At 70.0% G+C, this 13,335-nt stretch carries 13 protein-coding genes; 6 read left to right on the top strand and 7 right to left on the bottom strand.

Annotation, left to right across the window (positions count from 1 at the left end):
* Positions 1-5: 5 nt before the first annotated feature.
* Complete coding sequence (locus BS74_RS12320) at positions 6-287, bottom strand: hypothetical protein (protein WP_245606143.1); 282 nt, start codon at positions 285-287, stop codon at positions 6-8.
* Positions 238-3,885: a translocation/assembly module TamB domain-containing protein gene (locus tag BS74_RS12950; protein WP_281173167.1), complete on the bottom strand. Its 3,648-nt coding sequence runs from the start codon at positions 3,883-3,885 to the stop codon at positions 238-240. The genes BS74_RS12320 and BS74_RS12950 overlap by 50 nt, the downstream gene beginning before the upstream one ends.
* Before the next feature lie 59 nt (positions 3,886-3,944).
* On the opposite strand from BS74_RS12950, the gene BS74_RS03955 reads away from it, so the two are divergent.
* Positions 3,945-4,211, top strand: a complete 267-nt coding sequence (locus tag BS74_RS03955; RefSeq protein ID WP_038056271.1) for an acylphosphatase — start codon at positions 3,945-3,947, stop codon at positions 4,209-4,211.
* Here the strand turns inward: BS74_RS03955 and hflX are convergent.
* On the bottom strand, positions 4,199-5,881 hold the full coding sequence (hflX, locus tag BS74_RS03950) for a GTPase HflX (protein WP_038056269.1): 1,683 nt from the start codon (positions 5,879-5,881) through the stop codon (positions 4,199-4,201). The genes BS74_RS03955 and hflX overlap by 13 nt on opposite strands.
* A 229-nt stretch (positions 5,882-6,110) precedes the next feature.
* Here hflX and BS74_RS03945 point away from each other — a divergent pair, with 229 nt between their 5' ends.
* Positions 6,111-6,677: a YdcF family protein gene (locus BS74_RS03945; protein ID WP_051946884.1), complete on the top strand. Its 567-nt coding sequence runs from the start codon at positions 6,111-6,113 to the stop codon at positions 6,675-6,677.
* On the opposite strand, the gene BS74_RS03940 is transcribed toward BS74_RS03945, so the two are convergent.
* From BS74_RS03940 to BS74_RS03930, 3 genes are read right to left on the bottom strand one after another with little or no spacing between them, the layout of a single operon-like run.
* On the bottom strand, positions 6,622-7,071 hold the full coding sequence (locus BS74_RS03940; RefSeq protein ID WP_038056267.1) for a DivIVA domain-containing protein: 450 nt from the start codon (positions 7,069-7,071) through the stop codon (positions 6,622-6,624). The two genes, BS74_RS03945 and BS74_RS03940, sit on opposite strands and share 56 nt — an antisense overlap.
* 7 nt (positions 7,072-7,078) lie before the next feature.
* Positions 7,079-7,714, bottom strand: coding sequence for a YggS family pyridoxal phosphate-dependent enzyme (locus BS74_RS03935; RefSeq protein WP_038056266.1), 636 nt, complete (start codon positions 7,712-7,714; stop codon positions 7,079-7,081).
* Between the two features lie 3 nt (positions 7,715-7,717).
* Entirely contained in the window at positions 7,718-8,545 is an 828-nt protein-coding gene (locus tag BS74_RS03930; RefSeq protein ID WP_081914552.1) for a purine-nucleoside phosphorylase, read from the bottom strand.
* A gap of 45 nt (positions 8,546-8,590) precedes the next feature.
* Between BS74_RS03930 and BS74_RS03925 the strand changes: the two genes are divergently transcribed.
* From BS74_RS03925 to BS74_RS03910, 4 genes are all read left to right on the top strand, one after another.
* Positions 8,591-11,050, top strand: coding sequence for a BamA/OMP85 family outer membrane protein (locus BS74_RS03925; RefSeq protein ID WP_038056264.1), 2,460 nt, complete (start codon positions 8,591-8,593; stop codon positions 11,048-11,050).
* A gap of 80 nt (positions 11,051-11,130) precedes the next feature.
* Positions 11,131-11,439: a DUF503 domain-containing protein gene (locus tag BS74_RS03920; protein ID WP_038056262.1), complete on the top strand. Its 309-nt coding sequence runs from the start codon at positions 11,131-11,133 to the stop codon at positions 11,437-11,439.
* Between the two features lie 31 nt (positions 11,440-11,470).
* The gene (locus tag BS74_RS03915) at positions 11,471-11,782 is read left to right on the top strand and encodes a nucleotidyltransferase family protein (protein ID WP_038056260.1); all 312 of its coding nucleotides are present in this window, start codon (positions 11,471-11,473) and stop codon (positions 11,780-11,782) included.
* Positions 11,769-12,122, top strand: a complete 354-nt coding sequence (locus BS74_RS03910; protein ID WP_038056258.1) for a HepT-like ribonuclease domain-containing protein — start codon at positions 11,769-11,771, stop codon at positions 12,120-12,122. Before BS74_RS03915 ends, BS74_RS03910 begins: the two co-directional genes overlap by 14 nt.
* Here BS74_RS03910 and BS74_RS03905 read toward each other — a convergent pair.
* A complete protein-coding gene (locus BS74_RS03905) occupies positions 12,119-13,309 on the bottom strand; it encodes a thiolase family protein (protein ID WP_038056256.1) in 1,191 nt (396 codons plus the stop codon). The two genes, BS74_RS03910 and BS74_RS03905, sit on opposite strands and share 4 nt — an antisense overlap.
* Between the last annotated feature and the right edge of the window lie 26 nt (positions 13,310-13,335).

Below are 13,335 nucleotides of genomic sequence, written 5' to 3'. Positions count from 1 at the left end.
CCCTTTCAGGACAAGCCCGTGCCCCTCCCCCCGAAGCCCCCCCGGTACCCCTCCGGGCCCCAGGTGAGGTCCACCCTAAAGGCCACCCCCTCCGCCTCCCCTTCCCCCTTGGCCGCAAGGTGCCAGGCCCCCTCGTACCAGGCCCTAAGGGCCAAGGGGGCCTCCCAGGAGAGGGCCACCCGGGTTCCTTCCCCCTCGAGGCGCACGGGCCCTTCCTGCTCCAAAAGGCGGAGGCTCCTAAACCACCCCTCCCCCCGGTAGCGGCTTCCCGCGAGGGCCCAGGCCACCTCCCCTTCCCCGTAAGGGGAGGCATGGCGCAAGGTGCCCTCCCCCTGGAGGGCCAAGAGGTTGACCCGGCCCGAAGCTCCGTCCACCCAAGCCCCTCCCCCTGGTAGCGGGCCTCCAGGGCCAAAGCCTCCAAGGAGCCCTTGAACCCAAGCCCCAGGGGGCCGTAACGGAAACGCCCCTCCAGCTCCCCGGGAAGCCCATCCCCCAGCCAGAGCCTCCCCTCCCCAAAAACCTCCCCCAGGCCCCAAAGCCTCCCCTCCCGGGGCGCCCAGGCCAGGCCCACCCCCCTTGCCGGGAGGGATACCTGGAGGACGCCCTGCCGGTAGTCCACCGCCAGGTCCTGGCCCCGTACCGCACCCGGGCCCAGGCCTCCCCCTCCCCCTTAAGGGAAAGCCTTCCCTCCGCCCTTCCCTCCAAGGCGAGGCCCCAGGCCCCAGCCAAAGGGGCCACCTCCTCCAGGGCAAACCAGACCTCCTCCCCCCTTAGCCCCGCCCTTCCCCCTTCCCAGTCCAGGTGGAGGAAGAGGGCCTCGGCAAACCCTCCCCGGAAGGCGAAGGGCAACCCCCCCAGGCTTCCCCTTCCCTCCCCTTCCACCCGAAGCCCCTGGCCCTGGAACTTCCCCTCGAGCCTCCCTTCCCTCCCCCAGGCGGCCAAGGGGAGGGCGAAGCTCCCCCTATAGCCAAGCCCCTCCCCCTCCAAGGCCAGGGGGCCCTCCAGGCGGTAGCGGAGGCTACCCCCCTGGGTCCAGGCCCGGCCCCTCAGGGGCAAGGCCCCCAGGTAGGGGAGCTCGGCCTCGCCAAAGAGCTCCAGGCGCAGGGCCTCCCAGGGCCCACCCCCTTCCGCCGCCAGGCGGAGGGCTACCCCGCCCCGCTGGTACACGCCCCGGAGGGCCAGGGCGAGCCCTTCCGGGGAAACCTCCCCCTCCCCTTGCAGGTGGGGCCCGAGGAGGCGCGCCCGGGCGGAAAGGAGGGCCTCCCCGGTGAGGAGGACCTCCCCGTAGGGGCTTTCCAGCCTGAGCCGCCCTCCCCGGGTGCCCCAGGTGCCGCTGGCCCGGGCGGGAAGCCCCCAAGGGGAAAGGTCAAAGGCCTCCGCCTGGAGCAAAAGCTGGAGGCCCCCATCGTACCCCCCCAGGAGGCGGAGGCCCGGGGCCTGGCCCTGGAAGCGCAGGCCCACCCCCCGCCCCACCAGGTTCAGCCTTAGGCCGGGCTTCTCCAGGTGGACCTGGGCCCGGTAGGCAAGCCCCAGGAGGTCCAGCTGGCCCGCAAGCCGCACCGGGCCCGCATGGGGCACCTCCCCCTGCCCCCTTACCCCCAGGGCCCGCCAGCCCCCCTCGGCCTCCAGGCGGCCATAGGGGGAGGAAAGGCGGAGGCGGCCCCCCTCCAGGTTGCCCTCCGCCTGGAAGCGGCCCGCAAGGCCCCTGTAGCTCCAGGGGAGGTCCAGGCGGAAGGGATACCCCCCGCCAAAGGCCACCTGGCCCACCCCCTCCAGCCTGATCCCCTCCCGGTCCAGGCGGAAGGCCAAGGGGGGCACCTCGAGGCCCTCCGGCCAAGGGGGGTTCAGCCGGCCCTGCACCGCCAGCCGGGGGTAAAGCTCCCCCTGGCCCTCGGCGTACCCCTCGAGGCCCTGAAGGCGAAGCCTCTCTCCCTCCCCCCGCACCACCCCCGCCACCCAGGGGGTCTCCACCCGGGCCTGGCCGCGGAAGCCCCCGTCCCAGGCCAGGTCCGCCCAAAGGGCGAGGGGCCCAAGCCTGGCCCTCCCCTTAAGGCTCAGGCCCCCTTGGTAGCGCAGGAGGAGATCCTGAGCCCGAAGCCTCAGGCCAGGCTCCGGATCGTAGGCCCCGGCGAAGGGAAGCTCCCCCAGGGGGGTCAAGAGCCTGCCCTTTATCCCCGCCCCCAGGCGGCGCAGATCCCCCTCCGCCTCCAGGTAGCGGCCCTTGAGGACAAGCCTTCCCGCAAGCCCCCCATCCCGGTAAAGGACCTGGCCGGAGAGGCGGAAGGCATCCAGGGCGTGGAGGGGCAGGTCCCGCAGGCGAAGGGCCAAGGCCCCGCCCCGGTACACCCCCTCCCCATAGGGGCTTTGGAAGCGGAAGGCCCCGTCCTCCTGCCACAGGCGGAAGGGGAAGGCGGCGTAGGGGGAGGCGTAGCGCAAGGAGGCCTCGAGCCGGCCCAAGACCAGCCTCCCCTCCCCCTGGAGGTGGCCCACCGGCAAGGGCGTGGGGGCCAGCTGAAGCCCCAGCCGGCTCCAGGTGCCGGAAAGGGCCAAGGGCCCAAGCCGCCCCTCCACCCGCTCCCCCTCCCCCGCCACCTCCCCCGAAAGGTCCAGGGGCAGGAAGGGGAAAAGGCGCACCTCAGGGCTACGCACCTGGGCCCGCCAGCGGCTTCCCTGGATGGCCAAGGCCACCTGGGCCAGGCCCTCCAGGGGCCTCGGCCAGGCCACCTGGCCCCGGGCCTCCGCGCGGCTCCCCTGGCCCCTCACCAGGACCCTGCTTCCCAGGGAATCCTGGAGCGTGGCCTGGTAGCCCTGGCCCGCCAGGTCCAAGCCCAGGCGGTAGGTGCGGTCAAAAAGCCTCCCCTCCGCCTCCGCCCTCAGGGCAAAGGCCTGGTCAAAGGCCAGGGTCCCCCGGTGGCGGAAGGGCTCGGAGAAAAACCGCCCCTCCCCCGCAAACCGCCCCTTGAGCCGGATCCGGTCCCAGCCCTCCCCTTCCAGCCAAAGCTGCCCATCCCCCTCCACGGGCAAGGAGAGGCGGTAGTGCCGGGCCAAGGCGGGAAGCCGGGGCCGGCCCGTGAGGGCGAAGCGGTAGCGCTCCCCCTTCAGGTCCACCTCCGCCCTGGCGGTAAGGGGCCCCTCGAGGCCCCTCCCCCTCAAGGCCGCCTCCACCCGGTCCCCCCTTAGGCGGATGGGCCCCTCCACCCCGGTGAGGCGGAAGCCCACCAGCTCCACCACCCCCCCTGCCACCCGGGCCTCCCCCTCCATCCCCGAGGGGCCAAGGCGGAAGAACCCGGAAAGCCTCCCCCCCCTAAGCCCCTCGTAGAAGAAGGAAAGCCCCCGGACCTCCCCCCGGTAGCGGACCTCCCAGGCGGCCAGGTCCTGGGCCAGGGCCCGGGCCTCCCCCTGGAAGCCTCCCCCGGGAAGCCGGGCCACGAAGGCATAGGGGTTCTCCCCGGCCAAGGTGAGGCGCAAGGGGGGGAGGAAGAGCCGCTTCCCTTGGGGAAGCTCCACCTGGGTTTCCTCCAGGCGGAGCTGCCGGAAGACCACCCTCACCTTAGGGGGCGGCCCGGGCTGTTCCGGAAAAAGGGCCTCCCAGGTGGGCCGGACCCGCGCCCCCTTCAGGCTCACGGAAAGGGGAAGCTCCTTCCGAAGAAGCCCCAGGAGGTCATAGCCTAGCCCCACCTCCTCCGCCTCCAAGTCCAACCCCTCCCCCTTGAGCCGCACCCCCTTTAGGCGGAGGCCCAGGAGGAGGTGCCCCCGCACCTCCCGCACCTCCCCCTTGAGGCCCGCCAAGGCCATCCCCTGCTCCACCGCCCTCCGGAGCAAGGGGGGCCAGGCCAGAAGGAGAAGCAGGGTAAACCCCAGGAGGAGGGAAAGCCCCCACCGCATCCCCCTCAGCATAGGCAAGGGAGATGAAAAACGCGTGGCAAGGGGGCTAAAATGCCACCATGCCGCGCCTGGTGGCCTTGGTGAAGGGACGGGTGCAGGGGGTGGGGTACCGGGCCTTCGCCCAGAAGAAGGCCCTGGAGCTCGGCCTTTCGGGCTATGCGGAAAACCTCCCCGACGGCCGGGTGGAGGTGGTGGCGGAAGGCCCTAAGGAGGACCTGCTGGCCTTCCTCCACCACCTCCAGCAGGGCCCCCGCCTAAGCCGGGTGGAGGCGGTGGAGGTTCAGTGGGCCGAGGAGACCGGGCTAAAGGGGTTTTACGTGTACTGAGGGGCCTGGGCCCAGGGCTGGGGCCGCACCCCCACCCGCAAAAGGGCCTCGGCCAAGGCCCCTTTGAGCTCGGGAAGCCCCGTGCCCTTGAGGGCGGAAACCGGTACCCCCCCTAGCCTTTCCCTCAGGTAGAGGAGGTCGTAGGGGGCGGCCCGGTCCGCCTTGGAGAGGGCCAAAACCCGGGGGGCCTCCACCCCCAGCTCCGCCAGCAACTCCTCCACCACCCGGTACCTCCCCAAAGCCCCCTCCTCTGAAGCATCCAGGACGTGGATGAGAAGGTCCGCCTCCCGCACCTCCTCGAGGGTGGCCCGGAAGGCGGTGAGGAGCTCCTTGGGCATCTGGCGGATGAAGCCCACGGTGTCGGTGAAGAGCACCTCCCCCACCCCCGGCACAAAGCCCCGGCGGGTGAGGGGCCTTAAGGTGGCGAAGAGCTTGTCCTCCCCCGGCTCCCCGCCCCGGGCCAGGGCCTGAAGCAGGGTGGTCTTGCCCGCGTTGGTGTAGCCCACCACGGCCACCAGGGGCACCCCCCGGCGCTTCCGCTGCCTCCTGGCCTCCTCCCGGCGCCGGGTGAACTCCTCCAGCTTGTGGCTGAGGTGAGCAATGCGCTCCTGAAGCCTCCTCCGGTCCACCTCCAGCTTGGTCTCCCCGGGGCCCCGGGTGCCGATCCCACCCCCGAGGCGGCTCATCTCCTTCCCCTTCCCCACCAGGCGCGGCAGGAGGTACCTTAGCTGGGCCAGCTCCACCTGGGTCTGGGCCTCAGGGGTTTTGGCGTGCAGGGCAAAGATGTCCAGGATGAGCTGGGTCCGGTCCAGGACCTTGAGGCCCGTGACCTTCTCGATCTCCCGGGCCTGGGTGGGGGTAAGCTCCAGGCCGAAGATGAGGGTGGAGGCGTTTTCGTGGTAGGCGAGGCTTTTGAGCTCCTCCAGCTTCCCAAGCCCCACCAGGTAGCGGGGGTCCAGGTGCTGACGGAAGACCAGCACCCTCTTGACCGGCACCCCGCCGGCGGTGCGGGTGAGCTCGGCCAGCTCCGAGAGGTAAGCCTCCGCCTCAGGGCCCTCCCCCCGGTCCACCCCCACCAGGATGGCCCGCTCCCCGCTCCCGTCCAAAAGCTCCCGCACCCGGGCCTGGCGGGCCAGCTCCTCCTCCAGGGCCTCCACCTCCGCCCCATGGTCAAGGTCCAGGTACTGGAAGTAGGGCCTCGGGGGCAGGATGCGCCAGTCCTCCTCCAGGGGTTCCCCCCGGGAAGCCATCCGGCCCTTGGGCGGGGCGAGGAAGGCCAGGTGCAGCAGGGTGGGCCGGCCCTCCTCCACCTCCAGGGCCGCCAGGCTGTCCAACCGGTTCAGGAAGAGCACGGAAAGGTCCGGACGGGAAAGCCCCCCCTTGGCCAGGTGGGTGTGGAGGAGGCGGAAGCCCGAAAGCCGCCTTTCCCCCCTGGCCCCCTCGGGGATGGGCAGGTCCTTGGCGTCCCCCACCCCCACCCGCACCACCCGGCCTTCCCGGTCCAGGAGGAGGCTGATGGGCCTCCCCACCTCCTGGGAGAGCCCGGCCAAAACCTGGGCCAGCTCGGGGGTGAGGACCCTTTCCTTGGGGATGCGCCTCCGGTACAGATTGGAAAGCCGCTTAAGCTCGCTCTTCTTGAGCCCTTCCGTCCTGCCGAAGATCTTCTCCAATGCCCCTTCAGTATACCAAAAATCCGCCCCTGTCCCTGGGGGCACGGGGGTGGCCCCAAAGAAGGGGGAAGCCCCAAGGCCCTTCCCCCCCTCGTAGCTTGCGCCACGAGGGGATAGATTGAAAAGGGTGTGCCGGCTCCTTGTGGCCCTCCTTCTAAGCCTCCTAAGCGGCAACGCCTGGGCCTTGCCCCAGGGTGCGGCCTTTCCCCAGGACCCAGGGGCAGGGGGTTTGGGGCCTCCCCTTGGGAGGGGGTACCCAACCCCGGCCCAGCCGGGCTACGACTGGATCGTGGTCCTGGGGGCAGCCCAGTACGGGGGTAGGCCCTCCCCCGCCTTGGAAAGGCGCCTCGAGGCGGCCTTGCGCCTCTACCAAAAGGGCCTGGCCCCCAGGGTGGCGGTGGCGGGGGGCAGGCTCCCCGGGGACCGGTACAGCGAAGGGGAGGTGGGGTGCCGTTACCTAAGGGCCAAGGGGGTCCCCCAGGAGGCCCTCCTCTGCGAGACCCAAAGCCAAACCACCTACGAGAACCTCCTCTTCCTCAAACCCCACCTCTCCGGGCGGGTCCTCCTGGTCACCGACGCCCCCCACCTGGCCCGGGCCCTTTTCCTGGCCCGGCTTCTGGGCCTGCGGGCGGAGGGCCACGGGGTGCCCGGGGCCTACCCCCTGGCCTACTGGCTCCGGGAGGCCCTCTACCGCCTCTGGCTCTACCTGGGCCTCCGGCCCTTCCCCGGGGGGCACGGCCTCAAGCCTCCTCCAAACGCTTCAGGGAATCCAGGTACCCCTGCAGAAGGGCTTTGAACTGGGCCAGGAAGAGGGTCTTCTCCTGCTTGGTCCGCTCCACCTCCCCCCGGAGGCGCTTGAGCTCCTCGGCGGCCTCCCGGAGCACCTGTTCCTTGGCGGCCAGGGCCTCCTTCCGGATGATCTCCGCCTCCCGTTCCGCCTGGGCCTTGAGCTCCCGGGCGATCCTCTCCGCCGCCACCACTGCCCGCTTCAGCTCCCCTTCCGCCTCCTTCAGGCGGGCCACCTCCTCCTCCAGGGCCCGAAGCCTTTCCTTAAGCCCCTCGTTCTCCTGAATGAGGCCCTCCAAAACCTCCGCCACCCGGGCCAGGTAGGCCCTGACCGCCTCCTTTTGGTACCCCCGAAGCCCGGTGGGGAACTCCTGATAGCGAATGTCCAAAGGGGTTAAGTCCATGCGTCCCTCAGTCTACAAAAAGGGCCCGGCCCACCCGCACCAGGGTGGCCCCCTCCTCAATGGCGATGGGGAAGTCCTCGGACATGCCCATGGAGCGCTCGGGAAGCCCAAAGCGGTCGGCCAGCTCTGAAAGCCGGCGAAAGATGGGGCGGACCACGGCCTCCGGGCCCATAGGGGGCACCGTCATGAGGCCCAAGACCTCCAGGTGCGGCATCTCCCGCACCCGGGCGAGGGCCTCGGGGAGTTCCTCCTCCAAAAACCCGTGCTTCTGGGGCTCCCGGCCCAGGTTCACCTCCAAAAGCACCCTAAGCCTCACCCCCACCTTCTCCCCCACCCGGTCCAGGGCCTCCGCCAGGCGCAGGGAGTCCAAGGAGTGGACGAGGGCGAAGCGGGGGGCGAACTTGGCCTTGTTGCGCTGCAGGGGGCCCACCAGGTGCCACTCCGCCTGAAGGAGCTCCATCTTCCTCAGGGCCTCCTGCACCCGGCTTTCCCCCAAGGGGAAGGCGCCGTGGCGGAGAACCTTCTCCTGGATCTCCTCCACGCTCCTCTCCTTGGTCACCGCCACCAGGCGCACCTCCTCCGGCCGCCGCCCCGCGCGGCGGCAGGCGGCCTCCATGGCCTCCAAAACCTGGGGCAGGCCCATGGGCTAGAGCTCAGCCAAAATCCCCCGCACGAAGCGGCGGAAAATGGGCCCGGTCTTGGCGGCCACCGCCAGCACCTCCTCCTCCGTGGCGTGGTGCTCCCTCTCGGGCACCGCCATGTCGGTGATGGTGGAAAGCCCCAAGACCCTGGCCCCCAGGTGGCGCAGGGCGATGACCTCCGGCACCGTGGACATGCCGATGGCATCCGCCCCGAGCTCCCTAAGCATCCTGAGCTCGGCCCGGCTGGCGAAGCTGGGCCCCAGGAACCAGGCGTACACCCCCTCAAAAAGGTGCAGGTCCTGCCTCCGGGCCACCCTGCGGGCCAGCTCGATGAGGGCGGGGTCGTAGGCCTCAAACATCACGGGGAAACGGGGGCCCAGGCGCTCGTCGTTTTTCCCCCGCAAGGGGTTGACCCCGGCCACGTTGAGGTAGTCCAGGTGGAGCATGATCCCCCCCGCCTGGAACCGGGGGTTAAGCCCTCCCGCCGCCGAGGTGAGGAGGAAGGTCCTGGCCCCCAGGAAATACCCCACCCGCACGGGGAAGACCACCTCCTCGGGGGAGTAGCCCTCGTAGTAGTGGACCCGGCCCTGGTAGACCAAAACCCGCTTGCCCTCGAGCTCCCCCAGGACCAGCCTCCCCGCATGCCCGGGGGCGGTGGAAGGGGGGAAGTGGGGGATCTCCCCGTAAGGGATCTCCGCCTCCTTGGCCACCTCCTCGGCCAAGGGGCCAAGCCCCGAGCCCAGGACGATCCCCACCTCGGGCACGAACCCGGTCTTGGAGCGGATGTAGGCCACCGCCTCCTGGATCTTCTCGTAAACCTCCATGGCGAACATTCTACTCTCACGCCCCCTTCACCCGGCTCTGGTAAGCTTTGCGCCATGAAACGGCTTTTTGCCCTGGGGTTCCTGGGCCTCTTGGCCCTGGCCGCCCCCATCCGCCAGGTGGTGGTGGAAGGGGGCGACCCTGTGCTGCAGGCCTTGGCCCGGGCCGCCTTGCCCTTTGGCGCAGGGGATGAGCCGGGGAACCTGGAGGAGGCCCGGAAGGCCATCCTGGCCACCGGCTACTTCCAGCAGGTGGAGGTGCGCCTGGAAGGGGATCTCCTCAAGGTCCTCCTCACCCCCTACCCCCCCATCGGCCAGGTGCGGGTGGAGGGGAAGGCCTTCCCCCAGGAGGCCCTTTTGCGCTTCCTGGAGAACTTCGCCATCGGCCCAGAGGCCACCTACAACCCCATCCGGGCGGGGGAGGCGGCCAAGGCCTTGGCCGAGGCCTACCGGCAAAACGGCTTCCCCTTCGTCCCCAAGGTGGAGGTGGAGGCCAAGGAGCAGGCGGGCAAGATGCTCCTCACCTTCCGGGTGGAGGAGAGCCCGGAGGTGAAGGAGGTGCGCCTTGTGGGGGTTAGCCTGCTTTCCGAGGCCGAGCTCCTCAAGGACCTGGAGCCCCTGAATGGCCCCTTTGACTTCGCCAAGTACCAGGAGGCCCTAAGGGGCCTCGCCGCCCGCTACGAGAGGGCCGGCTACCGCTATAGCGGCCCCGACCCCCAGGGTAGCCGCCTGGATGGGGGCATCCTCACCGTGGCGGTGCGGGAGCTTAAGGTGGTGCGCCTGGAGGGAGAGGGCCTGGACCTCACGGGCTTCCCCCTGAAGCCCGGGGACCACCTGCGCTACGACCTCCTTCTGGAGGGGGTGCAGGCCCTTTCCCGGAAACTTTCCCGGGTGGTCAACTTCAACCTCACCCCCGAGGGGGAAGGGGTGGTGGTCCAGCTCCAGCTGGGCCCGGAAGGGGGGGTGATCGAGCGGGTGGAGCTCCGCGGGGCCACCGCCTTCCCGGCGGAAACCCTCCTGGGCCTTCTCCGGCTCAAGCCCGGGGAGGTCTACACCCCCCTCCTGGCCCAGGAGGACGCCCGGCGCCTCGCGGGCTACTACGGGGAGAAGGGCCTGGAGGTGGCTGACGTGCGCTTTGGCTTCCAGGAGGGGGTCTTCCGCCTGGAGGTGGTGGAGCTCAAGATCGGGGGCTACCGCCTGGAGTGGCAGGGGGAGCACCGCACCCAGGAGGAGGTGATCCTGCGGGAGCTCCCCAAGCCGGGAAGCCTCTTCAGCGTCCAGGCCCTGCGCCAGGGCATCGCCCGCCTCATGGCCACGGGGCTTCTCGCAGAGCCGCCCCAGGTGGGCCTGGCCCCCGGGGAGAGGGAGGACCAGGTGGTGGTGGTCCTCAGGCTCAAGGAGGCCCGCACCGGGCTTTTCCAGCCCGCCCTCGGCTGGAGCTCCCTGGAGGGCTGGTCGGGCAGCGTCTCCTTCAAGGAGACCAACCTCTTCGGCCTGGCCCACCAGGTGGGGGTGGACCTGGCCTTCGTGCAAAACGACGCCAGGGACAACCTCTCCCTCTCGGTGAGCTACGCCATCCCCTGGCTCTACGTGGACTACCTGGACCTGAAGGAAGTGCGCACCAGCCTCTCCCTTAGCCTCTTCTCCACCCCCCTTGGCAACAACAAGCTTTTGGACGGGAGCACCGACACCGGCTGGGAGTACACGGAAAGGCGCACCGGGGGGAGCTTCACCCTCTCCCGCCCCTTCTCCCAGGACCTGGAGAACCTGCGGCTATCCCTGGGGCTTTCCGCCAGGCGGTCCGCGTATGCCCTCGAGGTCCATGACCCCAACGCCCCTTGCGACCCCGCCGCCGGTCCCAGCGACCCCAAGTATTGCGACGGCACCGGGTACAAGAACCCCACCCTGGCCCAAGGCCTCCTCCCCACCCCCGGCTGGACCCTGAGGCTGGACACCGGCCTCACCTACACCCAGGTGGACAACCCCCGCTTCCGCACCCAGGGGTACGAGGCGGGCCTGAGCACCGGCTTGGGCCTCTCCCTCCCCGACACGGGAGGCCGGAGCTTCTTCGTGCCGGTGGTGGCCACGGGCAAGACCTACGCCCCCTTGGACGGGGAAAAACGCCAGGCCCTGGCCTTCCGCCTCTCCGCGGGCACCCTGCTGGGCTTCCCACCAGAGAGCGAGCGCTTCTTCCTCTCCGGGGGCGGGGCCGAGGCCTTCCTCCTAAGGGGTTACGAGGACCGCAAGTACGGGGGGCTTTCCTTCGCCACGGGGAGCTTGGAGTACCGCTACAACTTCAACCTCTCCCCCCAGGGGGGGACCAACCTCTACGGCATCCTCTTCGCTGACCTGGGGATCGCTGACAACACCGGCGGGGTGAAGTGGGGGGCCGGCCTCGGCTTCCAGCTGGACCTGGACCTCTTCGGGGCCCTCCTCCCCTCCTTGCGGCTGGACTACGCCTTCAGCCCGGAAAGCCCCACGGGAAGGCTCCACTTCCGCATCGGGCCCATGTTCTAAGCGCCCCGAGGGGGGCCCTTGGTTGCGCCAAGGCAAGGCCCCAGCGCAAACTGTTCTTGACGCCGCCCGGCGTTTCTGCCATGAAAGCCTACCTGGGCCTCTACACCGCCCGGCTGGAGCTCCCAGCCCGGAGCCTTAAGGAGAAGCGGGCCCTCATCAAGCCGGCCCTGGAAAGGGTGAAGGCCCGCTTCCCCGTGAGCGCCGCCCGCCTCCACGGCCTGGACGCCTGGGGCTTTGAGGTGGTGGGCCTAAGCCTTTTGGGCAACGACCCCGCCTGGGTGGAGGAAACCCTTAGGCAGGCGGCCCGCTTCCTGGCCGCCCAAGGGGCCTTCCAGGTGGCCTTGGAGGAGTTCCGCCTCGAGGCCTTTGAGCTGGACGGCCTGGTCTAGGGACACGCCCCCAGCAAGCCCTCGGGGTAAGATGGAAGAGGTGAACCCTTCCCTGCCCACTCCCGATCGGCAACGCCTCCAGGAGCTTTGCCAGCGCTACGGCGTGCGCAGGCTCCTTCTCTTCGGCTCCTTCGCCCGGGGAGAGGCTTCGGAGGCAAGCGACCTGGACCTCTTGGTGGAGTTCTTCCCCGGAAGGACCCCGGGCCTAGGCTTCGTGCGCCTCCAGGAGGAGCTCTCCCGCCTGTTCGGGAGGCGGGTGGACCTCCACACCCCAAAGAGCCTCAGCCGCTACTTCCGCGAGGAGGCCCTAAAGGAGGCCCGTCCCCTTTATGAGGCGGCCTAGGATTACGGACAGGGTCCGGCTCCTGCACATGCGGGACGCGGCGCGAAGGGCCCTAGAGCTGGGGCAAGGAAAGAACCTGGCCTCCCTCCCCCCAGAGGACACCACCGCCTTGGCCGTGGTGCGCCTCCTGGAAATCCTAGGGGAGGCCGCCAGGGGCCTCTCCCAAGAGCTCAAAGAACGCTACCCCGACGTTCCCTGGCGGGAAATCGCCGACACCCGGAACCGCTTCGTCCACGAATACTTTGACGTGGACATGGAGGTGGTGGGAGCCATCGTGGAACAGGACCTCCCCCACCTCCTCTTCCGCTTGGAAAAGATCCTAGAGGAGATGGACACTTAGACCATCTCCACCCCAAAGGCCGTGGACCCGCCGGTCCCGTGGCAGATGGCGGCGAGGCCCCTCTCCTCCCCCTTATGCCTCAGGGCGTTCAGCAGGGTGACCAGGATCCTGGCCCCGCTGGCCCCGATGGGGTGGCCCAGGGCCACCGCCCCCCCGAAGACGTTGAGCCTCTCGTAGGGCACCCCCAGAAGGCGGTGGAAGAGGACGTTGTTGAGGGCGAAGGCCTCGTTGTTCTCAAAGAGGCCGAAGTCGCCAATCCCCATCCCCAGCCGGTCCAGCAGGCGCTTCACCGCCGGGATGGGGGCCTCGGGGAAGCGCCAGGGCTCCCCCGCGGCCCAGGCCCCCCCCAGGACCCGGGCGATGGGCTTCAGGCCATGGGCCCGCACCGCCTCCTCCGAGGCCAAAAGAAGCGCCGCCGCCCCGTCGGAGATCTGGCTGGCGTTGCCCGCGGTGAGGATGCCGTCCTTCCTGAAGGCGGGCTTCAGGGCCGCCAGGGACTCCAAGGTGGTCTCGGGGCGGATGCCCTCGTCCCGGTCCACCACCACCGGCCCCTTCTTCCCGGGAAGCTCCATGGGGGCCATCTCCTGGGCAAAGAGGCCCTTCTCCGTGGCCTCCGCCGCCCTCCGGTGGGAAAGGTAGGCGGCCTCGTCCACCTCCTCCCGGCCCACCCCATAGTCCTGGGCGAGCCTTTCCGCCTGCTCCCCCATGGCCTCGCCCGTGAAGGGATCGGAAAGGCCATCCCTAAGGAGGATGTCCTGCAGCCCCTCCGGGGCCCCCATGAGGAACTTGTACCCCCACCTGGCCCGGTGGGAGAGGTAGAAGCCCGCCTGGCTCATGGACTCCATCCCCCCGGCCAGCACCAGCTGGGCCTCCCCCGTGCGCAGGAACTGGACGGCGTTCATCACCGCCATCATCCCCGAGGCGCAGACCATATCCACCTGGTACCCATCCACCTCCTTGGGGATGCCCGCCCTTAGGGCCGCCTGGCGGGGAAGGAGCTGCCCGTGCCCCGCCCGGAGCACGTTCCCAAACACGTATAGGTCCAGGTCCTTCCCCTCCACCCCGGCCCGCTCCAGGGCGGCCCGCATGGCATGGGCCCCAAGCTCCACCGGGCTCACGTCCTTCAGCACCCCCCCGAAGCGGCCGATGGGGGTGCGCACCGCGGAAACGATGTAGACCTCGCGCATGGGCCCATCATACCCCCTAAGCCAGG

The organism is Thermus amyloliquefaciens, assembly GCF_000744885.1.
GTDB lineage: Bacteria > Deinococcota > Deinococci > Deinococcales > Thermaceae > Thermus > Thermus amyloliquefaciens.
The sequence above is the reverse complement of the archived record's forward strand: the minus strand, read 5'-3'. Positions and strand labels throughout refer to the sequence as shown.